The sequence below is a fragment of the Nisaea sp. genome, from assembly GCF_039990255.1.
In the GTDB taxonomy this organism is placed as follows: Bacteria; Pseudomonadota; Alphaproteobacteria; order Thalassobaculales; family Thalassobaculaceae; genus Nisaea.
On record NZ_JBDXGG010000018.1, the window covers coordinates 749,698 to 771,758 of the forward strand.

Below are 22,061 nucleotides of genomic sequence, written 5' to 3' on the forward strand. Positions count from 1 at the left end.
CCGACCCGCCGCGGGCTTCATACGGCGGAGATAATGGGAGGAATTTATGACGCGCAAATCCTATGAGGAATTGCGGAGTTACCGCTGGTATGGAGTTGACGACCTGCGCTCTTTCGGGCATCGCTCCAGAGCCAAGCAGATGGGATATGCTCGTGAGGATTGGGCTGGAAAGCCGGTCATCGCGATCATCAATACCTGGTCGGATATCAATCCTTGCCACACCCATTTCCGCGACCGTGCGGAAGAGGTGAAACGGGGCGTCTGGCAGGCAGGAGGTTTCCCGGTTGAGATGCCGGCAATCTCTTTGTCCGAGCCGTTCCAGAAGCCGACCACGATGATGTACCGTAACCTGCTGGCGCTGGAGACGGAGGAGCTGCTGCGTTCCTATCCCTGCGATGGCGCGGTGTTGCTCGGCGGCTGTGACAAGACCACACCCGCCCTTTTCATGGGCGCGGCCAGCATGAACATTCCGGCGCTTTTCGTGCCGGCGGGGCCGATGCTGCGCGGCAACTGGCGCGGCAAGACCCTCGGCTCCGGTAGCGATACCTGGAAATACTGGGCCGAGCTGCGGGCCGGAAATATCACCGAGGATGATTGGGAAGAGATCGAGGACGGCATCGCCCGGACACCCGGCACCTGCATGACCATGGGCACGGCGGCGACGATGATGTGTGCTGCCGAGGCGCTTGGACTGACCTTGGCGGATGCGGGCTCGATTCCGGCCGCGGACAGCAACCATGCCCGGATGGCGACGCGTTGTGGCCGCCGTATTGTCGATATGGTTTGGGAAGACGTGAAGCCGTCTGACGTCTTCACCGAGAAATCGTTCGAGAATGCGATCACGACAGTGATGGCGATGGGTGGCTCTACCAATGCAGTAGTCCATCTGGTCGCTATGGCCGGGCGTCTCGGCGTTGAGCTGGATCTTGAGCGGTTTGACGAAATTTCCAAGCGCACCCCGTTCCTCGCCAATATTCGGCCGTCTGGTAAGTATCTGATGGAGGATTTTTTCTATGCGGGTGGCCTTGCGGGGTTGCTGAACGAAATGAAGGACATCCTGCATCTCGACTGCATGACGGTGAACGGCAAGACCCTGGGCGAGAATATCGAGGGTAAAGACATCTACAATGAGGACGTTATCCGGCGGCGGAACAACGCGCTTTCGGCCGAGGGTGGCTTGGCAGTATTGCGCGGCAATCTGGCGCCAGGCGGTGCTATCATCAAGCACATCGCCGCCGATCCTTCGTTGCATACGCATACCGGCCCGGCTGTAGTGTTCAAGGATTACAATGACATGGCGGCGCGGATCGATGACCCCGATCTGCCTGTGACGAAGGACTCGGTCCTCGTTCTACAGAATGCCGGACCGCAGGGCGGACCCGGTATGCCGGAGTGGGGCATGTTGCCAATCCCGAAGAAGCTTCTGGAGCAAGGCGTTCGCGATATGGTGCGTATCTCCGACGCACGAATGAGCGGTACCAGCTATGGCACCTGCGTGCTGCATGTGGCTCCGGAAAGCTTTGTCGGCGGGCCGTTGGCCCATGTTCATGACGGGGACATGATTGCCCTCGATATTCCGGGGCGGACACTCAAGCTTCTGGTTGATGATGCAGAACTTGCGGCTCGAAGTGCTGTCTGGGTTGCGCCGGAAGCCAAATTCGCACGCGGTTTCGGGGCAATCTATGCGGCCCATATAACGCAGGCGAATAAGGGGTGCGATTTCGATGTGCTGGAAGGCACGGCGCCGACGCCAGAGCCTGAAATTCACTAGAAAACACACATATATTCCGGCGACATATTCGCAAATGTCGCCGCCGTCTTTCCGTTAAAGAGGCAATCGCCTCGGTTCCCGGACTTGCAGCGGGCGCACTTGTCCTGAAGTATGGGCGCCGAGATTGCACCTTATCGGGTGCTGTCAGTAAGCGGCCATCAAGGTCGCGATCTTTGGAGGAAACAATGAAGCATGTCTTTAAGGCGGCGCTTGTCGCCGCTCCTTTGGCGTTGACCGGATTTGCCGCCGACGCCGATACTTTCGTCCGTATGGTGTCCGGCCCGGCCGGCGGCTCCTGGTATCCGCTGGGTGCGAAAATCATGCAGGTACTCGGTGACGAAGTGCCAGGCATCTCGACGTCCAACACGTCCGGCGGCGGCATTTCCAACGTGAAGGCTGTCGATGGCGGCGATGCGGAAATCGGCTGGTCCTATGCTCACACGTCTTACAACGGCTTTGTCGGACGCGGAAAATTCACCAGCAAGCATGAGAATGTTCGCCACTTCGCAACGCTTTATCCGGCAACCTTCCAGGTTGCGGTGCGTGCCGATTCACCGATCAAGTCCTTTGATGACATGAAGGCCGCCAATGTCAGCCCGGGCAAGGCCGGCTGGACCGGTACCGCCTTCGCCGAGTCGATCCTGAAAGCCTACGGTTTCGACTTTGCCAAAATCAAAGAAAACGGCGGCACGGTTCACTATGTGAGCTACACAGAGTCTGTTGCGCTGATGAAAGACGGCCATGTCGACGTCTTTATGGCGGCGACCTCGGTGCCGCAGGCCTCCTTCATTGAACTGCAGCACAGCCCGGGCATCCGTTTCATCGGCCTGTCTGACGACAAGATGAAGCAGATCCTGAACGACAACCCGGGTTTCATCACAGGCTCAATTCCGAAGGATGCATATGAGGGCCTGACCGGCGATATCCCGTCCCTCGGTATCGTCACCAACATGGTGGTGAGCAAGGACCTGCCGGATGAAACCGTCTACCAGATGTGCAAGTCCTTCTGGAAAAACCATGCTGCCTTCGCCGAGGTGAAGAAAGTGTGGAACCGCGTGAAGGTGGAGAACGCTCTGAACGGCGCGGCCATCCCGGTCCATCCGGGTGCGCAGAAGTGCTACGACGAGCTTGGTGTCAAAGCCGGCTGAAGCTGACTTTTTTGCGTGGACCGGGATTCGCCCCGGTCCACGACCTTCTTTCAGAACATCGGACCTATCATGAGCGAAGCCAGCCAGCCCGCGCCGGCAGGGCGCTTAGAGTACGATGAGGTCAAGGAATACTCCTTCCTAGAAGACCTTCTCGTCTCCCGGCGCGTGAACCTTGCCTATATCGTCACGCTCGTTTGCTGCACCATCAGCATCGCGCTGGCGCTGTTCCATCTCTATGTCGCTCTGTACGGCACACCGGAGGGGCGGTCCTTCCGATCCATCCATTTGACGGTGATGCTGGCCCTGGCGGTTCTGGTCAATCCGCTCTTCCGTAAAAGCCACAAGGATCCGATCCTGCTGCCCGGCGATCCGCGTAATCTCTTGCGCGCTGCGGGCTTCGGGATCGATATGATCCTTGTCGGATTCGTGATCGTGATTCAGGTCTGGACGCTTTTGGACATCGACGCTTTCCATATGCGTCTCGGCTCCAAGGAGCCTCTGGATATGTTCTTCGGCGCGATATTGATCGGGCTGGTGCTTGAGAGCACGCGTCGGGCCGTTGGTCTCGCCATGGTCTGCGTGACGGGGTTTTTCGTCGTGCACACGCTCTATTCGCACTATTTCTTCGGGATCTTCTATGGGCCGCCGACCCGGTTCTCGAAATATATCGATACCATGTTCATGAGCAGCAACGGCGTGTTCGGCATTCCGCTTTATGTGGCGTCGACCTATATCGTGCTCTTCATCGTCTTCGGAGCCATCCTGATCAGGTCTGGCGCCGGGCGCTTCTTCATCGATCTCGCGGTCGCTCTCACAGGTCACCGTGTCGGTGGCCCGGCCAAGGCCGCGACCCTTTCAAGCGCTTTCATGGGGACCGTTTCGGGGTCTGCCGTCGCCAATGTCGTGACGACTGGCTCCTTCACCATTCCGTTGATGAAGAAGACCGGTTATCGCGGTCGCTTCGCAGCCGCCGTTGAGGCTTGTGCCTCGTCCGGCGGGCAGATCACGCCGCCGATTATGGGGGCCGCCGCTTTCATCATCGCCGAGAACCTGCAGGTCAGCTATTTCACGGTGATCATTGCCGCCGCCATTCCGGCATTCCTGTATTTCGTCACCGTCTATTTCATGGTGCATCTGGAAGCAGAGAAGCATGGCATCCAGAGCATTCCGGCCGAGCGCCTGCCGCAGGCCTGGGAAGTGTTCAAGGGCGGCTGGCACCTCTTGCTGTCTCTTGCCATCCTCATCGCCTTCCTGATGGTTGGCTACACACCGATGAAGTCCGCGTTCTGGGGCATTATCAGCCTGATCGCACTCAGTTTCATCAACCCGCATACACGGATGAGTCCCGTCGATATTCTCGCGGCTTTTGAATCCGGCGTGCGATCGACGGTCGCGGTGTCGGTCGCCTGTGCTTGTGCGGGGATTATCATCGGCTCGATTTTCGCGTCCGGCTTTGGTTTGAAGTTCACCCAGTCGGTGATCGAAATGTCGGGCGGCAATCTCGCGCTGCTTCTGAGCATGACCGCGGTCGCCGCGATCCTGCTCGGCATGGGGATGACGACGACAGCCGTCTATATCACTGTCGCGGCATTGATCGTGCCGTCGCTTGAGAAGATTGGCGTCCACCCGATTGCCGCGCATATGTTCGCATTCTACTTTGGGGTGGTGTCGACCATCACGCCTCCGGTGGCGCTGGCGGCATTCGCGGGAGCGGCTATTGCCCGCACACCGCCTATGGCAACTGCGTTCGAGGCCACTAAAGTCGGGGTCGCGAAATACCTGGTGCCCTTTGCGTTCGTCTATAACCCGTCGTTGCTGGTCGAAGGCCCGACCTGGATGACGATCGTTTCGACCGCTCTTGTGCTGTTCGGGCTCTGGGTGCTTTCGTTTGGGCTCGAAGGCTGGTGCCGGGGGCGGATCGGGCCTGTGCAACGAGCAGTGTTCCTGGTGTCTGCCCTGTTCCTGATGGTGCCGGTCACGGGAAGTCCGTTCGGTATTCCTGGTGTTCTTATCGTTGGTATCGGCCTGGCTGCCTCCGGATCAATCTATGCCTGGCGGCGCTTTGTTCCCGCCGTCCAGCCAGCGCGGTAGGAGGAGTGAGATGAGTACGATTTTTCTCGGCAAAGCTCGGCACTGGCTGCTTCTTGTGATTGTTGCCGCCTGCTTCTGGGTGACCGGTATCTATCACTTGCATGTCAGCGAATTTAACACTTTCGTCGGCATCACGATGGCGCTGGCGGTGCTGCTGGTTTTTTCGGTGATCCTCGATTACCGTCCGGGCGACCGCATCACGCGCGAGGACCTGCCCGAACCCGACGGAGATTGAGTCGGGCGGAAACAGAAGTCGGGGCCGCGCACTGTCGCGGCCCTTTTGTATGCGGGGACAGGATGAGTGATTTCGAAAGCTTCGATGAGCGCGACGCGGCAAGCTACGGCTACTGGATCGAGGAGAAGATCCGGTTCGCTGATCTGGATCCCGTTGGCCATGTGAACAACAACGCGATCGGGGTTTATCTCGAATCAGCACGCGTGACGCTGTTCGCGGATGCGGCGGGCGAAATGTATGGCGGGGATCGAGGTGGGTTCTCCTGGGTGGTGGCCCGGATGGAGGTCGATTACCTGAAGGAAATGTACTATCCGGGGGCGGTCCGTATCGGCACCCGGATCGAGAAGTTGGGCAACAGTTCCCTCGTCATGCGCCAGGCAATCCTTTTCAACGCCGAGCTCACCGGTCTGGCCCGCGTAGTCGGGGTCTGTTTCGACATGAAGGCCCGGAAATCAATGCCGATCCCGGGCAATGTCAGAGACAAATTGATGACGCTTGCGGGTCCGCCTGGTGCTGGCTGAAGGTTCACGCAACAGCATCGAAGACCCAACCGGCAACGAGTGAGCCGGCGAGGGCCGTGAACAGGTACAGCAGGAACGGCTTGAGCTTGAGCACGGGCAGGATCGCCATGGCTCCGTAGGTGCTGACGACGCCGCCCGAGATCAGAAACCCCATGGCCGCTCCAGGCGACATGCCGTGATCCAAGAGGGAGCGCGTAAGAGGCAGGGCGGCGAAACCGTCGAGATAGAGCGGTCCGCCGATCAGGACGGCCAGCGGTATTGACCACCAGTTTTCCGCGCCGACATAGGCCGACAGGGATTCAGGCGCCAGCATGTAGCTCAGCAGATGCTCCGTGGCGAAAGCGGGTATCAGGCAGATCAGGATAAGGCGCGCCGTCGCCCTGATCTCGCGATAGAAGCCGACCCTTTTGTCCACATCCTTCCATATCGCAGGTGTGAAGCCGTCCGGCTGGCAGACCTGACCGAGATTGCCGACGATTGAGTTCTCCCGCAATGATGTTACGGCCCAGTGCTTGTGTGCCATCATCGCCGTCAGGCTTCCCCCAGCCAGCCCGATACAGAAGGCGGCAAGCGTTTTGCCGATGGCGAATTCGACGCCGAGCGTAGCGGCGGTCGTGGCCAACATGGCCGGATCGGTAACAGGGGAGGAGAGCCAGAATGCCATCACCGGAGCAAGCGGGACGCCGCCAGCGAGAAGACCGACCATCAGCGGCAGGACGGAGACACCGCAAACCGGCGTGACCGCGCCAATCGCGGATGCCGCCAGGATCGTGCGGTGAATGTTGCCCCTGAATATCTCGGATATCCGACCACTTGCGCCGCTGGCCCGAACCCAGGCGGAAAGCAAGATACCAGGAATGACGAGGGGAGAGACCTCCAGAAGGCTCCAGCCAACGAAATGGATCGTGGCGATACTGCGAGCCGGAAATACCAGCGTGAGTCCGAGGAACACGGTCAATGCCGTACTGAGAACCCAAATGGTTCGGCGCGTCATAACCGGCGCCGTGGATGCACATTCGCTCATCAATTCGACTCCTGTCTCTGTTGCCAGACAGATTGTTGCTTGAGAAGAGATTTGAAAAACGAATAATATGAAATCCAGGTATTCAATTAATCGATGGATGTGAATGTCCCATCTTGAGAGCGACCTGTTGCGCACTTTCCTGGCGATCAGTGATGCCGGAAGTTTTGTGGGCGGCGCGGCAAGGATCTACCGTTCCCAATCTGCCGCCAGCACCCAGATTGCCAAACTTGAAGCCCTGCTCGGGGCGGATGTGTTCGAGCGTCATGGCCGTGGTGTTCGCCTGACAACGACCGGAGAAAAACTGGAGCCTGTCGCGCGCGGTGTGGTGCGCCAGCTCGATGAAACCCTGGCCGAGCTGACGGGGAATGCGCTCTCGGGCACGTTAAGGGTCGGTATTCCTGACGATGATCGTGAAGGCCTGCTGTCTCGTGTGATCGCCGACTTCGCCCGAAAACACCCTGGGGTGGAACTCAGCGTGCATTGTACCTTCAGCGCGGGCTTTCCGAAGGCGCTGGCCGAAGGACGTCTGGATCTTGCGGTGCATGAGGTCGGCAGTGTTGGCCCGGGGATGGAGCAGCTCTGGGCCGAGCCCATCGCCTGGGCGGGGTCACGAGCGCATTCAGTGCAACGGGATGACCCGCTACCGGTCGCGCTGTTCGATCGGGCCTGTTGGTGGCGGGACGTGGCTATCTCGTGCTTGCGGGACAGCGGACGCCGCTACCGCGTTGTTTATTCCAGTGAAACGGCCGCCGGTGTGGCAGCGGCTATCCGCGCCGGGATTGCTGTGGGCGTCCTCAACCGCTCGGTAATTCAGGACGATCTGGTTACGCTCTCGCCGGTGGACGGGTTTTCCGACCTGCCGCCGTCCTTCCTGGTGATTGAGCGGCGAGAAGGCGCTGACCCGGCGCTGTGTGCCGCCATGAGTGACAGTTTGCGCCGCGCCTTCTCCCGCGCTTGATCTTTCGGCGTTCGAAAGAGTGCCTCAGTTGACTGGCGTCAAAAGTTCCGCGCCCTCGAAGTGGGCTTTAATGTTCTCATAAACCAGCATGCCCATGGCCATGCGGGTGTCGTGCGTGGCGCTTGCGATATGCGGGGTGAGTACCACGTTCTCCATCATGCCGAACAATTCTTCCGGAACGTTGGGCTCGTCCGGATACACGTCGAGTCCGGCGGCGCCGAGGCGACCGTCCTTCAGGCAGGCGATCAGAGCATCCATATCGACGACGGAACCACGCGCGACGTTGACAAGTAGACCCTGAGGGCCGAGTGCCTCCAGCACCGCTTCGTTCACCAGGTTGTTTGTGGCGGCACCGCCCGGCGTGATCACGACCATGATTTCCACGTCCCGGGCCATCTCCACCAGATCGGGATAATAGCGGTAGGGCACGTCCGACTTCATGGAGCGGTTGTGATAGGAGATGTCCATCTTGAAGGCGGCGCAGCGATCGGCAATCTCCAGCCCGATGCGACCAAGACCGACGATTCCCACCTTGGAATGGTGCACCTTGTTTACGAAAGGATAGAGTTCCTTAACCGGCCATTGGCCGGCGCGCACGAAACGGTCCGCATTGACGATATGGCGGCGCGCGGACAGCAGCAGGCCGAGCGCAAGATCAGCGACACAGTCGTTCAGCACGTCTGGTGTGTTGGTTACCTTGACGCCCCGGCGGTTCGCATCGTCGATATCGATGGCGTCGTAACCAACTCCGAAATTGGCGATCAGCTTGGCGTTCGGGACCTGCTCCAATAGCGGCGGGTCGCATTTCATGAAGGTGGCGAAGGCGACGCACTTCTCTCCGACCTCGTCCAGCATCTTCTGTGGGTCCGGAGCACTGTACAGGTGATGCGTGGTGGCGATCTCGTCCAGCCGATCCATTGCCGGCTTGTAATACGGAGCGGGGATTAGGACGTGAGGTTTGTCTGCCACTTTATGTTTCCTTTTCTTGCGGCCTTGTTCCAGGCATGTCGGTGCCGGTTTGGATCAGAAAGATGAGCCCGGTTGTTTGTGGAATTCCTGTTCAGCTTCGGTACTTTCGCGTCCAAGAACGTCATTGCGGTGTGGAAAACGGCCGAACCGGGCGATGATGTCACGGTGACGCACCGCGTAATCGATTAGCTTGTCGTCGCCGATTGCTTCGAACAAGGCGACGCAGCGTTCCTGATCCTCCAGATTTTCGCTGTGCTCAAACGGAAGGTAAAGAAAAGTCTTCTCCCGGTCTGAGAGTTCCTGGTCGTAACCATTGACGAGAACCTTCATGGCGGCAGCACGGGCTTTCGCGTCGGCGGCGAAGGCCTGGCCCGATCCGCGGTGGATATTCCGGGTGAATTGATCCAGCAGCAGGATGTAGGAGAGAGCGCCGCGTGGTGTTTCCAGCCAGTCTTCCAGCTCTCCATTCGACGCGGACTCGACAAGCGCGCCGAACCGCTTCCGGATCTGCTGGTCGAGCTCCGGGTCCTTTTCGAACCATTGTTTTTCGGAGCATTCCTCGAACCAGAAACTGTGTATCTGCTCAATGTCGCGCATATTTCTGCCCTGACTTAGTCCCGGTGAGCGGGAACGATAAACCGCCAGCATGCGCAAGGTAAATGCACTGGACTTCCGTCCTGTGGATATCCAAGTAATGACTGGAACCCGCAGTGGGATAGTCGCCTGCTACCGGTCCAGCCTGGAGAGAACATGATCCGCGCGTTGAGAAAATACTGTTTGCCGCTTGTCGTTCTGTTGCTCGTTGCCGGTTGCGGTACGTCTGTCGTGCAGTCCCCGACGGGGGTGAGTGGCGGAGCCAAGAAGCGGGTACTGGCCTTCGCGGGGGAGCAGGGGCCGATGCTGCTTCAGGTTTCCGGTGAGCCGTTCCAGGAGGGCAAGGGTGAAACGGCGGCGACCTCCGCACGCATTCTCTCCGGCGTCTATCCCGAAGTTCCGCGCGGTTTTACTCTGAACCCGGCGATTGCCGGAGCACCGCAATTCAGGTTCAGGATCGCCTTTGATCCGCCAACCTCGACATCACCTGATCAGGTTTGCGCGGCCAGCGCCCAGAAACCGCTCAGTTATGACCGGCGCGATACCCGGCAGACTCTCGTCATGGTATTTTGCCGGCAGGACATCTCAATCGCAGCAGTCGAGGCGCGCTCGGACCGTATGACGTCACTAACGGATCCAAGATATCGAAATCTGTTGCTTCAGGCAGCGCTCGAAATGTTCCAGGGCGATGCGAATGACACTGGTAGCCTCGGCATTCTCGAGTTCGATCCGAAGCCGCGGATCAAACTGAATCCGTTCGAAGGAATTCTATGATCTTTGTTCCAGGTAAAGGACGTATTGCGCAGCTTTGATTGATGCGTCGTCGTTAACGACCCATATTTTCTGAAGCGGCGCCTTGAGTGCGTCAGACACGAGGGAAAATGGAGCAGAAACCCATGGCAGGGAAAGCGATGACGGCGGGAGCCCTTCTCTCCGCGATGGTGCTGAGTGGGTGTGTGACTTCAATGCATGGATATTCCGGCGTTGATAATGAGGGAAAGCGCGACTATCTGAGCTACGCGGCCTCGAGTACACCCGTCTGCCTGACCTTTACTGGCTCGGCATTTGTGGACCATGCGGCAAAACCCTCTGATGTTGCGGTCGCTGCTGCGGAATTTGCGTCCGGTGCGATTCTGGGCTCTTCGGCGCGTTTCACCTCCGACTGCGCCAATACCGACCACCCGGATTATCGGATCGTCATTCTGGCGAATGCCGATATTGTCGGCTCAACCGATCAGTTGTGTGAAGAAGAAACCATCCCGACGCGCCAGATAGCCGGAAAGTTGCGACTGGATGCAGCTTTTTGTAGCAAGTCAGAGCCGCTTAGTACGGCATGGTCCGCTGCGCCTACTCCGGCGGGGAGCAGCGATCCTGTGTTTCGCAAGATGATCCGTACCTTGATCAACGAGCTTTTCCCGATTGAACGGGATCGCGACAGGGATAGCGACAGTCTTCCCCTGTCGATTTTTTAGCGATGCAGTTGCGGCAGTGCCGCTGTGGCAATAGCTCTAATCTGTTCCGAACCAAGAGACGCGGTCTGCCGCGTCTCTATCGGCATCATAGGCTGTTTCGAAACGAAGGGCGTTGAAGCCGCCCACCGCATACCAGCCCGATGCATCCTCCGGATCGCGGCGGAATTCCTCAAAGCCGAAACTGCCGTCCTGCCTTTGAAAAACATCGACACAAAGCAGCCCGTCCGGGCTGTTCTGCGATGTAATGACCAGAGATTTCTTCAACGCGTGATCAGAACTGGTCCAGCGCCATGGCCATCACGCTATCGCCGGATTCCGTCATCTGCGTCAGCAGCGACGGAGCCTGGCTCAGGTGATAGTCAGCGAAAAACCGGGCGCTGATCAGTTTGCTCTCCAGGAAGGCCGCGTTTCCGTTGGCATTCTGTTTCTGCTCGGACGCTGCCTTCACGCCGCGGGCCAGCAGCCAGCCGGCACAGAGCAGACCCATCAGGTTCTGAAAGGAGACGCCGCCAGATGCCGCTTTGGCGGCGTCTTTGGGGAAGGTCGTGACCAGCCATTGGACGGCGTCTTCAGCCGCCGCGAGCGCGGTGTCCATGTTCCGGACGATGGAGCGGGCGGACAATTCATCACTGACGCGCAGCGGCTCCAGGTCGGCGCGGATGTCGGCAAACAGCTCTTTCGCCGCTTCACCGCCGTCACGTGCCACCTTGCGGCCAATGAGATCCATCGCCTGCACGCCGTTGGTGCCTTCGTAGATCGTGGTGATCCGGGCATCGCGGTAATGCTGGGCGGCGCCGGTTTCCTCAATGAACCCCATGCCGCCATGGATCTGGATATTGGTCGAGGTGATGGCGAGACCTGTATCGGTGCACCACGATTTCACGACGGGGATCATCAGATCGACCCGGCGCTGAGCGCGTGCCTTTGCGTCTTGATCGGTGTGCCGGTTGGCCCGGTCGATCTCGGCCGCAGTGTAATAGCAAAGACCACGCATGCCCTCGATCTGGCTCTTCATGTCGAGCAGCATGCGCCGCACATCTGGATGCTGGATGATCGCGACGGGCCCCTCGCTTCCCTGGATGGCGCGGCTTTGCACCCGGTCCCGGGCGAAGCTCACCGCCTGCTGGTAGGCGCGCTCGGCAATAGCGAGGCCCTGCAGGCCGACGGCTAGCCGGGCATTGTTCATCATCACGAACATGTACTCGATGCCGCGATTTTCCTCGCCGATCATATAGGCGATAGCGCCGTCGTTATCGCCATATGACATAACGCAGGTCGGGCTGCCGTGGATGCCGAGCTTATGCTCCAACGAGACCACCCGCACGTCGTTCCGGTCACCGAGAGAGCCATCGTCGTTCACCAGAAACTTTGGCACAATGAAGAGTGACAGTCCCTTGGAGCCTGGCGGGCCGTCCGGCGAGCGGGCCAGCACCAGATGGACGATATTGTCCGTCATGTCGTGCTCGCCCCAGGTGATGTATATTTTCTGGCCCTTCAGCCGGTAATGGTCGCCGTGCCGCTCGGACCGGGTCCGGATGCTGCCGAGATCGGTACCTGATTGCGGTTCGGTCAGGTTCATTGTCCCGGTCCATTCACCCGAAACCAGTTTGTGCAGGTATTTTTCCTTCTGCTCAGCGCTTGCATGTTTGCTCATAGCCTCGATGCCGGCCTGGGTCAGGAGCGGGCAGAGGGTGAAGGCAAGATTGGATGCGTTCCACATCTCCCAGACCGCTGTGGTCAGGGACATAGGCAGGTTCTGGCCGCCGAATTCCTCCTCGAACGGCATGGCGTTCCATCCGCCTTGCCAGAACTGACTATATGCCTCGGCAAAGCCTTCGGCCGGACGGACAACGCCATTTTCCAGCCGTGCCTTTTCCTGATCGCCTATTTTGTTCAGGGGGGCGAGGACGTCGCGCGAGAATTTGCCGGCTTCCTCCAGGATCTGGTCCGCGAGTGCTTCGTCGGCGCCGTCGAAACCCGGCAATGCGGCGATTTTGTCGTAACCGACAATCTCGCGCAGGGTGAAGCGCATATCGTCAAGCGGGGCAGAATAAACAGACATTGGTTTCCTCACACTTGGTCGGTCCGGGCTGTGGCGCCAGGTTCCCTATAATTTGTCGCAGTCTAGTGCCTGAAGCACGTGTTGCAATCCAAATAGAGCAGAACGCAAGATGTGGAAGTCATGAGAAAGGCCCGGCTCCTGAATGGAGCCGGACGAAAGGATCAAGCACCTATCTTGATGCGGCGCTCTGAGTCGGTGCTATCCTTGCTCTTCGGCATCGAAATGGTAAGAATCCCTTTATCGAAGGCGGCCGTGATCTTGGCCTCATCGATGTTTTCTAGGACTCTGAAGGCGCGCTGGAACTGGCCGTAGCGGCGTTCCGTCAGATAGTAATTGTCCTTCTCGTCCTTCTTTTCCTCGGTCTTTTTGCTCTTCACGGTGACTGAGCCACTTTTTATCGTGACCTCGACATCCTCCTCGCCCATGCCGGGGAGTTCCGTCGTGATGGTGATTTCTTTGTCACCTTCCTTCATATCCGTTGTAGGAACGCAAGGCTATTTTGCATGCTGGCGAATGGCATTGGCATGGAAAAGGCCGGTGCCTGAAGGAAGCTGTGAAACATACGGTCCATTTCGGCGCGAAGAGCGGAAAAGGGATCGGCATATGTCTTGGCGGGTTCCGAACTCTTACTTGCTGTTACGTTTCCCGTGGCGTTTCTCCTTCGCTCAGGAGCATTCGGTAATGCTCAGATAGAGAAGAATAGAGTGTCGCCGCCGGACGCTCATTGAGCCAGGTCAAACGATCCGGTCAGCCGCGCAGAGTTTTCAGATCATCTTGCCGGGATTCATGATGCCGTTCGGATCTATTGCTGCCTTCAGTGTTCGCATGAGGTCGAGTGCAACCGGATCCTTGTAGTGGGCCAGCTCCTCGCGCTTCAGCCTACCAATGCCGTGCTCGGCGCTGATCGAGCCACCGAATGAGACGACGACATCGTGAACCGCCCGATTATAGTCGTCCCACCGGTTCAGGAACGCATCGGAATCGCCGCCCTCGGGCTCTGCCACGTTGTAATGCAGGTTGCCGTCGCCAGCATGACCAAAGGCGACGATCCTGGCATTCTCATCCACGTTGCGGATTGCTTCGGCGGCAGCTTTGTAGAAGGCCGGTAGGCTGGCCACAGGCACCGAGACATCGTGTTTGATGGAGGCGCCCTCGACTTTCTGGGATTCAGAGGCGTTCTCGCGCAGTTTCCAGAACTCCTGACGCTGGTGCTCATTCTGGGCGAGTGCGGCATCAAGAATCAGGCCGTCCTCCATTGCTGTTCCGAGGATGGCCTCGAAGCGTTCCTCGATGCCCTCGTCATTGTCGGACGTGGTTACCAGTTCGATCAGCGTATACATCTCGTACCGCTTACCCAGAGGATCCTGGCAGTCCGGCATGTGCTTCAGCACAAGGTCAATGACAAGCCGCGGGATCAGCTCGAACGTTTCGACACTGTCGCCGCTTTCCGCCCGGGCGCGTTGCAGCAACTCTAGCGCCGCATCCACATCCCGGATGGCGCAGAAGGCAGTGCGGATATCGCGCGGCTTCGGGAACAGTTTCAGGACCGCAGCCGTGATGATTCCGAGCGTGCCCTCAGAGCCGACAAAAAGATGCTTCAGGTCGTAGCCGGTATTGTCTTTGCGCAGACTGCCGAGCCCATTCCAGATCCTGCCGTCCGGCAGAACGACCTCAAGGCCAAGCGTCAGCTCGCGTGTATTGCCATAGCGCAGCACGTTTGTGCCGCCGGCATTGGTGCCGAGATTGCCGCCGATCATGCAACTGCCCTCGGCCGCGAGGCTGAGCGGGAAATAGCGGTCCGCTCGGGCGGCTTCCTCCTGCAGGCTTTGCAGCACGCAGCCGGCTTCGACGGTCATGGTGTAGTTCAGCGGGTCGACCGAGCGGACTTTGTTCATTCGGGCAAGGGACAGCACGATTTCGTTGCCGGTCTCGAACGGCACGGAGCCGCCGCACAGGCTGGTATTCCCGCCTTGTGGGACGACCGGAATGTGCGCCCCGTTGCAGATTTTCAGGACGCCGGAGACCTCTTCGGTCGTGATCGGCTTCACCACCATCAGGGCGCGCCCCTTGTACAGACCGCGCCACTCCACGAGGTTGGGTTCCATGTCTGCCGGGTCAGTCGTCCAGCCTTTTGGGCCGACCAGCGCCTTGATCTGTTCAAGGGCGGTGGTTTCGGCTGCGGTCGGCGCGTAAGGGGCGTCGGAAAGGGCCGTGGAACGCGGGGCGGACATAAGACGGATCTCCAGAGCGAATGCAAATCGTGAGCAATATTATGCAGCAGCGCGGGAACGACAACCCGCCGCTCCGAGAAGGCACCTATGCGCGCGGCGCAGCGGCGCGGCGGAGGCGGTCATTGATGGCCACGCCAAGGCCTACTTCCGGGATCGGTGCGATTGCGATGCCGCTTGCACCGGGCAGATCGAGTGCACGCAGCAGGGCGAACAGGCGGGAAGCTGCTTCGGTCAGATCGCCGGATGCGCTGAGGGTTTCCGCACCGGTTGATCCCGATTCCTCTCCAAAGCCGAGAAACAGCTCACCATCCTTTGCTGTTTCAGCATTCAGACGAACGGGAAGTACCGGTGCGTAATGACTTTCGAGCATACCCGGCGCGACGATTTTCGAAGTGGTGTCGGCGGTTGTCAGCGATCCCAGAAGCGGGGCGAGCATCTCCACCGTGACAGCACCGGGCCGCAGGATGGATGGCACATTGCCGGAAAGGTCCAGGACGGTCGATTCAAGCCCGACGGAGCAGGGGCCACCATCCAGGATGATCGAGACCTTACCTGCCAGCCCGGCAAGCACATGCTCCGCCATGGTCGGGCTGACCCGCCCGGAGGGATTGGCACTCGGAGCGGCGATGGGCCGTCCGACGGCGCGCAGCAGTTCGGCTGCGAGCGGGTGTGCGGGCACCCTGATGGCGATAGTATCCAGCCCGGCGCTGGCCAGCAGGGAGATCGGGCATTTCTCCCGTCGCCGGACCACGAGGGTCAGCGGTCCCGGCCAGAACACCTCTGCAACGGAGCGCGCGCGCTCGTCAAAGTCGCCGAGCATGAAGGCCTCGTCCAGATCCTGGACATGGGAAATCAGCGGGTTGAAACTGGGGCGCGCCTTCGCCTCGAATATTCTGGCGACGGCCGTGTCGCTGGTCGCATCGCCGCCGAGGCCGTAAACGGTCTCGGTCGGGAACGCCACAAGCTCGCCGGCCGCAAGCGTTGCGGCGGCCTCGTAAAGCGCCGCGTCGGTTGGTTTCAGAACCCGTGTTTCAATCATGACCGCCGCTTATCCGCCGGTCTGACGGGATTGGTCAAGAGGCGGTCTTATGTTGCGATGCACAATAATGGTGTTAACGTGATGCTTGCGATACAGTCGTGATGCAGTCCGGGAGTGCGGCCATGACGGGAATTATCATCACTATTGCGCAGCAGAAAGGCGGGGCGGGCAAGACCACCCTGGCGGCCCAACTTGCTGTCGCCCTGGCCCATAGCGGCAAGCGGGTCGCGGCAATCGATATCGACCCGCAAATGAGTCTTTCCACCTGGTTCGATATGCGCGCAGAGATGCATGGAGACCTTGTCTACAAGGGTAAGGGCGCACTGGAGATCTTGCAGGTTACGGGCTGGCGCGCAGCGTCCGAGATCGAGCGCCAGGCCAGGGAAAACGACGTGGTCATCGTTGATTCCCCTCCGCATGCAGAAACCGAGGCGCGGATCGCGGTCCGCAATGCGCATCTGGCTGTCGTGCCGGTCCAGCCCAGCCCGATGGACGTCTGGGCGACGAAACCGACCCTGGAGATGGCCGACAAAGAGAAGACTCCGGTGCTGCTGGTGCTCAACCGGGTACCGCCTCGGGCGAAATTGACGGAACGCATGGTTGCCGCGCTTGCTGAGCTGAAGGTGCCGGTGGCCAATACGCAGATTGGTAACCGCGTTGCGTTGGCGAGTAGCATGGCAGACGGGCTTGGTGTCGTTGAATTCGCCAAGAGCAGCGTTGCGGCGAAAGAGATCAACGCTCTCGCCAAGGCGGTGCTGAAAGCCGCTGGTTGAGCGATCTTGTGACCTAGACGTTGCGGCCTTTGGCGATGAACATCCCGTTCAGGAATTTCTCCCCGGACTTGCCATAGCGGAACGGAGTACCGTCGAACGCGGTCATAGTGCCGCCGGCTGAATTCAGCACGGCATGACCGGCAGCGGTATCCCATTCGCAAGTCGGGCCGGTGCGCGGGTAAACATCCGCTTCACCACGGGCGACAAGGCAGAACTTCAAAGCCGAACCACGCGATATGGACTGGGCAGGTTTCAGGGTCTCGATATATGCCTCAAGCTCCGGCGAGCGGTGGGAGCGGCTGCCGACAATTGTCAGCGTTTCCTGTTTGGCCTCGCGAACCGAAATTGGCGTGCGGGTGCCGTCGCTTTCTTCCTCGAAAGCACCACCGCCGACGAAACCGGCAGAGGCCCGGCCATCGATCGGGGTCAGCACCACGCCGAGGGTAGGCTCGAAATTCTCCACCAGACCGATATTCACGGTGAAGTCGCCGTTGCGGCGGATGTATTCCTTGGTTCCGTCAAGCGGATCGACCAGCCAGAAGGTGCCGCCGGAGACATCCGGATTGTGACCGTCGGCGAAACTCTCCTCAGAGATGATCGGGATGTCCGGCGTCAGTTTCTCAAGTGCCGGGAAGATCAGCGCGTCGGCTGCCCGGTCGGCTGCGGTGACCGGCGAGCCATCCGTTTTCTCGTCGACCTCGATCTCACCCTCATAATATTTCATGATCAGTGCGGAGGCGTCCCGGGCAATCAGGATGACTTCGTTCAGCAACGTCTGTTTGTCCATGGTCTGTCCGGCTGAGTGTTGATCGGGGTGCATGAGCGGTCGTAGTTTCGATCTGGAATACCGGAACCGAGTGGATTTGAACAGGCATGTGCGGTCGCTACAGCATCACTACGGCACCAGAGGCCCTGCGCCGCCTGTTCGCGGTGACGGACATGCTCAATCTGGAGCCGCGCTACAACATGGCACCAATGCAGGCCGCGCCGGTGATCCGTGAGCGTGACGGAAAACGCCATATGGACGGGCTCCGTTGGGGGCTGGTGCCAAGCTGGGCACCGGACGAGAGCCGGGCCGCATCACTGATCAACGGGCGGTCGGAAACGGTCGCTGAGAAGCCGTCTTTCCGCGATGGCTATTCGAAGCGGCGCTGTCTGGTGCCGGCGGACGGCTTTTATGAATGGCGCAAGGTGGGGAGTGGGAAGCAGCCTTACCGGGTCTCGCTTGAGGGAGAGCGCCCATTTGCGTTTGCCGGTCTTTGGGAGCGCTGGGAAAGAGGCACAGAGCCAGTCGAGACCTTCACCCTGCTCACGACGGATGCGGACCCCAGGATCGAGCATATTCACCACCGGATGCCGGTGATGCTGTCGGAGCAGGAGGAATATGCCCGCTGGCTTGCGGGCGATGTGCAGGAGAGGGCTGCATTGCTGCGACCCTATGGGGGAGCAGACCTGGTTTTCACGCCTGTCTCGAACCGTGTCGGCAATGTTCGGAACGACGATCGATCCCTGATCGAGCCTGTTGTCGAAATGGAGCAAAAAGAAGCTCAACCTCCAGCTCCCCGGCAGGGGTCCCTGTTTTAATCGAGGCCGGCGTTACTCCCGGGGGCAGCGGTTCAAAATCTGGATCGTGTTGCCGCTTGCCATGAAGCCGCCGGTGCCGGTCGATCCCGCCATCTGGATATCGTTCGGGCCGAGCTTCTGCAGGTGCTCAACAAGTGTGGGCGAGCGCCGGAGATAAAACTGGAAATCGTCTTCCAGAGTTTCAGTGATGCTGACGGTTTCGGGGGAGGTATTACCTTCACGGGTCACGGTATAGCCGGTCTCGGTGAAGATCACGTAATTCTGCCCGCAATTGTCGGGTGACCAGCGGCCGACCAGCGTTGGCGCGATGCCGCGATAACGGATCACATTTCCAGTGGTCAATGGCATCACCACCGGTTCCTCCGCTTTCTGACTGTCCATCTCCGGGCCGCTTGGTGCCACCGAGGCGTGCGGAAACATGCGGGCGTAGCTGCCGAGTCCGACCTTGTCGGCGAGAGAGAGCATCGCAGGATGCTGCAGATAAAGCATTACCGACACTGCGCCGCCACCAAGGAGAAACAATACCAGCATCAGCAGGATGATTGTTTTGAGCGCGGAGCCTTTCTTCCGGGGCACAGGTTTCCGGAAGACAGGCGGGAGATCATCATACGCCGGACGCCCGGATTTTTCGTCCGGTCCGCTTTGCCAGGTATCGTCGTCCTCGCTTTCTGGCGGGGACTCGTAGCTCATCGAGATACTTTCGTCCCGGCGCGGAGCCTCGGTGCGTTCCGAGTAAGGATCTTCCAGCTCGGAATTCTCTCCGAAACCGTCCACAGCATCATCGTCGAGGTCTGGTTCGAAATCTGCAGCGGACTGATCTGCGATCATCGCCAGATCGATGCTGGACTGATCGAGATAGAACAGCTGGGCATATTGCCAGTCGCCGGATGCGTCGTCGTGATAGGCGCCGACCAGCCGGACTTCAGCACCGCGATCATTCGCGATTTCCCGTGCCAACCCGGACTTCAGGACGGAGTAGGCACGGGCCTGCTCGACAGTTTCCCAAGGGCCGCTACGATCTGTGGCGGGGCGGGACTGGAGGTAATAATGCGCATATCGCTTCATGACGGACCCGATGATAACCGTGCTACCAACTCTTGTCTTCCGCAAGAAACGCCGTTGCATTCTCGGCGTTCATTGGTTTCGAAAACAAATACCCTTGAGCGTAATGACAATCGAGCGCCCGCAATTGGGCAAGCTGCTCTGATGTCTCGACGCCTTCGGCGATCACGTCCAGGCGCAAGTTCTGTCCCAGCATCGTGATTGTGCGCACGATCTCCAGATTCTGGAAGTTGCTGGTCATGTCCTCGATAAAGGACTTGTCGATCTTCAGAGTGTCGATCGGGAACGTGTGCAGATAGGAAAGGGACGAATAGCCGGTACCGAAATCGTCGACGCAAATTCTGATATCCGCGGCCTTCAAGCGATCCAGCATCTGGGTCGACAGCGCGACATCCTGCATCAGCGTGCTTTCGGTGATCTCGATCTTGAGCTGTGTTGCCGGCAGGCCAACGCCCTCCAGACAATCGATAATGCCGGACACGACTTCCGGGCGGGCAAATTGCCGGCCCGACAGGTTGACGCTGATTTCCAGCTGATCGTCATCTGGACGGTCGGCGTTCCAGGCCGCCAACTGCATCCCGCCAGTATGAAGGGCCCACTGGCTGAGCGCGAAAATGGTTCCCGTTTCTTCTGCAACCGGAATGAACTCAACCGGAGAAATCTCCCCGCGCTCGGAATGGAACCATCGGAGCAAGGCTTCGAACCCGGCAATCTTCCCGCGTCGCATATCGACGATCGGCTGGTAGTACAGCTGCATCTCGTTGCGTTCCAGCGCACGGCGGAGATCCGAATCGAGGTCGAGCGGGGTCACTGGCCAGACCCGCATGGTGTCCTGAAAGGCGATGCTCTGAGCCTTGCCGCGTTCCTTGGCCTGATACATGGCAAGCTCAGCATCGCGCAGGATGTCTTCCGGCCGCTCGTAGCCTTGTTCTGAATGGGCTACGCCAAGGGATACTGAGACGAAGATTTCCTTACCGCCGAGGCGAAAGGGCGTGTCCAGTGTCTGATGCAGGCTCTCTGTCAGGCTGGTCGCTTCTTCGGGCGTCTTGATGTTTTCCAGAAGGATGGCGAATTCGTCCCCGCCCAGGCGAGCGACGGTGTCGCTCTCGCGCAATGTACTCTCGAACCGCCGGGCTGTGGCAAAGATCAGGTCATCGCCATGAACGTGTCCCAGACTTTCATTTACGATTTTAAAACGGTCAAGATCGAGGAAGGCGACAGCAAATCGGGCGTCGGGATCTTTGCGCAATCGTTCCAATGCCCTGCGCACGAGGTCGAGAAACAGTGTCCGGTTAGCAAGGCCCGTCAATGCATCGTGCAGGGCATCATGTACAAGTTGTTGCTCGGCCTTCTTGCGCCCGGTGATATCCGTCTGGCTGCCAGCTACGCGATGTGCTGTGCCGTCTTGACCGCGCACCGCGAGGCCTCGTGTCAGCATCCAGAGGAATGTGCCATCCGCGTGGCGGATCCGGAACTCACATTCGAAATGGGTGATCTTCCCAGCGAGGTGGGCATCCATCTGCGTGGTGACGCGGGCGACGTCATCCGGATGAATCCGGCTGAACCACTCGACCGGGTTATCCGAGATTTCCTCGTCGTCCAGGCCGAGCATTTCCTTCCAGCGCGGGGACAGATAGATTTTTTCCCGACGAAGATCCCAGTCCCACAGGCCGTCGTTTGAGCCGGCGGCGGAAAGAGCGTACCGTTCCTCGCTCTCGGCAAGTCCCTGGCGGGCTGTTTCGGTCAGAGTCACGTCGGTGCTGGCCATGATGACATCGCCATTCGCCATCGGCGTGAAATAGTGCTCAAGGATACGGCCCGACGCCAGACGGTGGTTGCTGGTCATAGAGCGTTCCAGCCGAAGATACTCGACGACCTCTTCAAGAACCTTTGCGCGGTCGATTTCCATGAAGTCACCCCGTGCCATCATGAAATCCACCAAATCGGAGACCGGTGTGCCGATGCGCATCAGATGCTCTGGGAAATCGAACATCTCAACCAGCTTGGCGTTCCAGACCCTAAGCGTCAGTGCTGAATCGAACACTGCGATGGATTGATCGATGCTATCCAGCGTTGCGCGCAGCAGCATGGTTTGGTCTTCAGCATGTTTTCGGGCCGCTTTTTCCTCGGTGATGTCCCGGTGAAAGCTCAACAAACCACCGCTGCTGGTTCGGAGTTCCGTAACCTCGATCCAGCGGTTCTTGCGGTCGTGGAGCAGGACGCGCCCGCCTGGTTCATGGTGCGCTTGAAGCCGCCTTTCTTGCCATAGATCGGGACGGTCAGACGGGGTGTCGGTAATCCAGCGTTTTACTATTTCCGGCTCGTTCAGCAGGCTGTCGAGAGTTCTCCCGACCAGCGCGATACCTTCGAGTTCGGGATAGAGATCGATAAACTGAGCATTCCAGGAGGTGATGCCACCGTTCTGGTCGAAATGGCAGAGGCCGACCTGAATTTCTTCCAGAGCGCATAGCAGTTCAGTTTGATGGTTCTCAAGAGCTGCCAGCTTGGTCATGCTCATTCTGTCACT

The 22,061-nt window shown here is 59.2% G+C and carries 21 protein-coding genes; 10 read left to right on the forward strand and 11 right to left on the reverse strand.

The window, feature by feature from the left end; all coding sequences use genetic code 11:
* Positions 1–46 precede the first annotated feature (46 nt).
* From araD to ABJ076_RS13825, 5 genes are all read left to right on the forward strand, one after another.
* A complete protein-coding gene (araD, locus tag ABJ076_RS13805) occupies positions 47–1,771 on the forward strand; it encodes an L-arabinonate dehydratase (protein ID WP_348194068.1) in 1,725 nt (574 codons plus the stop codon).
* Positions 1,772–1,956: 185 nt separating this feature from the next.
* Complete coding sequence (locus tag ABJ076_RS13810) at positions 1,957–2,919, forward strand: TAXI family TRAP transporter solute-binding subunit (protein WP_348194070.1); 963 nt, start codon at positions 1,957–1,959, stop codon at positions 2,917–2,919.
* 69 nt (positions 2,920–2,988) lie between these two features.
* Positions 2,989–5,010, forward strand: coding sequence for a TRAP transporter permease (locus ABJ076_RS13815; protein ID WP_348194072.1), 2,022 nt, complete (start codon positions 2,989–2,991; stop codon positions 5,008–5,010).
* 10 nt (positions 5,011–5,020) lie between these two features.
* Positions 5,021–5,245, forward strand: a complete 225-nt coding sequence (locus tag ABJ076_RS13820; RefSeq protein ID WP_348194073.1) for a hypothetical protein — start codon at positions 5,021–5,023, stop codon at positions 5,243–5,245.
* Positions 5,246–5,307: 62 nt separating this feature from the next.
* Positions 5,308–5,766, forward strand: a complete 459-nt coding sequence (locus tag ABJ076_RS13825; RefSeq protein ID WP_348194074.1) for a thioesterase family protein — start codon at positions 5,308–5,310, stop codon at positions 5,764–5,766.
* A gap of 4 nt (positions 5,767–5,770) precedes the next feature.
* Here ABJ076_RS13825 and ABJ076_RS13830 read toward each other — a convergent pair whose 3' ends face one another.
* A complete protein-coding gene (locus ABJ076_RS13830; protein ID WP_348194076.1) occupies positions 5,771–6,790 on the reverse strand; it encodes a permease in 1,020 nt (339 codons plus the stop codon).
* 103 nt (positions 6,791–6,893) lie between these two features.
* On the opposite strand from ABJ076_RS13830, the gene ABJ076_RS13835 reads away from it, so the two are divergent.
* Positions 6,894–7,748 carry a LysR substrate-binding domain-containing protein gene (locus ABJ076_RS13835; protein WP_348194078.1) on the forward strand — a complete coding sequence of 285 codons (855 nt, stop codon included), beginning with the start codon at positions 6,894–6,896 and terminating at the stop codon, positions 7,746–7,748.
* A gap of 24 nt (positions 7,749–7,772) precedes the next feature.
* Here ABJ076_RS13835 and ABJ076_RS13840 read toward each other — a convergent pair whose 3' ends face one another.
* Both ABJ076_RS13840 and ABJ076_RS13845 read right to left on the reverse strand, forming a co-directional pair.
* Positions 7,773–8,717 carry a 2-hydroxyacid dehydrogenase gene (locus ABJ076_RS13840; protein WP_348194080.1) on the reverse strand — a complete coding sequence of 315 codons (945 nt, stop codon included), beginning with the start codon at positions 8,715–8,717 and terminating at the stop codon, positions 7,773–7,775.
* Positions 8,718–8,771: 54 nt separating this feature from the next.
* Complete coding sequence (locus ABJ076_RS13845; RefSeq protein WP_348194082.1) at positions 8,772–9,314, reverse strand: DUF924 family protein; 543 nt, start codon at positions 9,312–9,314, stop codon at positions 8,772–8,774.
* A 153-nt stretch (positions 9,315–9,467) separates the two neighbouring features.
* Here ABJ076_RS13845 and ABJ076_RS13850 point away from each other — a divergent pair, with 153 nt between their 5' ends.
* Positions 9,468–10,085, forward strand: a complete 618-nt coding sequence (locus ABJ076_RS13850) for a hypothetical protein (protein ID WP_348194084.1) — start codon at positions 9,468–9,470, stop codon at positions 10,083–10,085.
* A 122-nt stretch (positions 10,086–10,207) separates the two neighbouring features.
* Positions 10,208–10,783 carry a hypothetical protein gene (locus ABJ076_RS13855; protein WP_348194086.1) on the forward strand — a complete coding sequence of 192 codons (576 nt, stop codon included), beginning with the start codon at positions 10,208–10,210 and terminating at the stop codon, positions 10,781–10,783.
* Between the two features lie 36 nt (positions 10,784–10,819).
* Here ABJ076_RS13855 and ABJ076_RS13860 read toward each other — a convergent pair whose 3' ends face one another.
* The 5 genes from ABJ076_RS13860 to ABJ076_RS13880 all read right to left on the reverse strand — a co-directional run bounded on the left by ABJ076_RS13860 (position 10,820) and on the right by ABJ076_RS13880 (position 16,115).
* Complete coding sequence (locus ABJ076_RS13860; RefSeq protein WP_348194088.1) at positions 10,820–11,047, reverse strand: hypothetical protein; 228 nt, start codon at positions 11,045–11,047, stop codon at positions 10,820–10,822.
* Between the two features lie 7 nt (positions 11,048–11,054).
* Positions 11,055–12,845 (reverse strand): acyl-CoA dehydrogenase, encoded by a 1,791-nt coding sequence (locus ABJ076_RS13865; protein ID WP_348194089.1) that lies wholly within the window; start codon positions 12,843–12,845, stop codon positions 11,055–11,057.
* Positions 12,846–13,006: 161 nt separating this feature from the next.
* The gene (locus ABJ076_RS13870) at positions 13,007–13,318 is read right to left on the reverse strand and encodes an Hsp20/alpha crystallin family protein (RefSeq protein WP_348194091.1); all 312 of its coding nucleotides are present in this window, start codon (positions 13,316–13,318) and stop codon (positions 13,007–13,009) included.
* Between the two features lie 291 nt (positions 13,319–13,609).
* Entirely contained in the window at positions 13,610–15,076 is a 1,467-nt protein-coding gene (locus tag ABJ076_RS13875; RefSeq protein ID WP_348194093.1) for an FAD-binding oxidoreductase, read from the reverse strand.
* Positions 15,077–15,161: 85 nt separating this feature from the next.
* Positions 15,162–16,115 (reverse strand): L-threonylcarbamoyladenylate synthase, encoded by a 954-nt coding sequence (locus ABJ076_RS13880; protein WP_348194095.1) that lies wholly within the window; start codon positions 16,113–16,115, stop codon positions 15,162–15,164.
* 122 nt (positions 16,116–16,237) lie between these two features.
* On the opposite strand from ABJ076_RS13880, the gene parA reads away from it, so the two are divergent.
* Entirely contained in the window at positions 16,238–16,888 is a 651-nt protein-coding gene (parA, locus tag ABJ076_RS13885) for a ParA family partition ATPase (RefSeq protein WP_348194096.1), read from the forward strand.
* A gap of 13 nt (positions 16,889–16,901) precedes the next feature.
* Here the strand turns inward: parA and cysQ are convergent, their stop codons facing one another.
* On the reverse strand, positions 16,902–17,675 hold the full coding sequence (cysQ, locus tag ABJ076_RS13890; protein ID WP_348194098.1) for a 3'(2'),5'-bisphosphate nucleotidase CysQ: 774 nt from the start codon (positions 17,673–17,675) through the stop codon (positions 16,902–16,904).
* A gap of 86 nt (positions 17,676–17,761) precedes the next feature.
* Between cysQ and ABJ076_RS13895 the strand changes: the two genes are divergently transcribed.
* On the forward strand, positions 17,762–18,472 hold the full coding sequence (locus ABJ076_RS13895) for an SOS response-associated peptidase (protein WP_348194100.1): 711 nt from the start codon (positions 17,762–17,764) through the stop codon (positions 18,470–18,472).
* 12 nt (positions 18,473–18,484) lie between these two features.
* Here ABJ076_RS13895 and ABJ076_RS13900 read toward each other — a convergent pair whose 3' ends face one another.
* Positions 18,485–19,537: a hypothetical protein gene (locus ABJ076_RS13900; RefSeq protein WP_348194102.1), complete on the reverse strand. Its 1,053-nt coding sequence runs from the start codon at positions 19,535–19,537 to the stop codon at positions 18,485–18,487.
* Between the two features lie 22 nt (positions 19,538–19,559).
* The gene (locus ABJ076_RS13905; RefSeq protein WP_348194104.1) at positions 19,560–22,052 is read right to left on the reverse strand and encodes an EAL domain-containing protein; all 2,493 of its coding nucleotides are present in this window, start codon (positions 22,050–22,052) and stop codon (positions 19,560–19,562) included.
* Positions 22,053–22,061 lie beyond the last annotated feature (9 nt).

Coding starts and splice junctions, on each gene's coding strand:
- ABJ076_RS13905 (WP_348194104.1), bottom strand. CDS start 22,052: ATGAGCATGACCAAGCTGGCAGCTCTTGAGAACCATCAAACTGAACTG.
- ABJ076_RS13810 (WP_348194070.1), top strand. CDS start 1,957: ATGAAGCATGTCTTTAAGGCGGCGCTTGTCGCCGCTCCTTTGGCGTTG.
- ABJ076_RS13830 (WP_348194076.1), bottom strand. CDS start 6,790: ATGAGCGAATGTGCATCCACGGCGCCGGTTATGACGCGCCGAACCATT.
- ABJ076_RS13845 (WP_348194082.1), bottom strand. CDS start 9,314: ATGCGCGACATTGAGCAGATACACAGTTTCTGGTTCGAGGAATGCTCC.
- ABJ076_RS13870 (WP_348194091.1), bottom strand. CDS start 13,318: ATGAAGGAAGGTGACAAAGAAATCACCATCACGACGGAACTCCCCGGC.
- parA (WP_348194096.1), top strand. CDS start 16,238: ATGACGGGAATTATCATCACTATTGCGCAGCAGAAAGGCGGGGCGGGC.
- ABJ076_RS13855 (WP_348194086.1), top strand. CDS start 10,208: ATGGCAGGGAAAGCGATGACGGCGGGAGCCCTTCTCTCCGCGATGGTG.
- ABJ076_RS13900 (WP_348194102.1), bottom strand. CDS start 19,537: ATGAAGCGATATGCGCATTATTACCTCCAGTCCCGCCCCGCCACAGAT.
- ABJ076_RS13880 (WP_348194095.1), bottom strand. CDS start 16,115: ATGATTGAAACACGGGTTCTGAAACCAACCGACGCGGCGCTTTACGAG.
- ABJ076_RS13820 (WP_348194073.1), top strand. CDS start 5,021: ATGAGTACGATTTTTCTCGGCAAAGCTCGGCACTGGCTGCTTCTTGTG.
- ABJ076_RS13895 (WP_348194100.1), top strand. CDS start 17,762: ATGTGCGGTCGCTACAGCATCACTACGGCACCAGAGGCCCTGCGCCGC.
- ABJ076_RS13875 (WP_348194093.1), bottom strand. CDS start 15,076: ATGTCCGCCCCGCGTTCCACGGCCCTTTCCGACGCCCCTTACGCGCCG.
- araD (WP_348194068.1), top strand. CDS start 47: ATGACGCGCAAATCCTATGAGGAATTGCGGAGTTACCGCTGGTATGGA.
- ABJ076_RS13815 (WP_348194072.1), top strand. CDS start 2,989: ATGAGCGAAGCCAGCCAGCCCGCGCCGGCAGGGCGCTTAGAGTACGAT.
- cysQ (WP_348194098.1), bottom strand. CDS start 17,675: ATGGACAAACAGACGTTGCTGAACGAAGTCATCCTGATTGCCCGGGAC.
- ABJ076_RS13825 (WP_348194074.1), top strand. CDS start 5,308: ATGAGTGATTTCGAAAGCTTCGATGAGCGCGACGCGGCAAGCTACGGC.
- ABJ076_RS13835 (WP_348194078.1), top strand. CDS start 6,894: ATGTCCCATCTTGAGAGCGACCTGTTGCGCACTTTCCTGGCGATCAGT.
- ABJ076_RS13865 (WP_348194089.1), bottom strand. CDS start 12,845: ATGTCTGTTTATTCTGCCCCGCTTGACGATATGCGCTTCACCCTGCGC.
- ABJ076_RS13850 (WP_348194084.1), top strand. CDS start 9,468: ATGATCCGCGCGTTGAGAAAATACTGTTTGCCGCTTGTCGTTCTGTTG.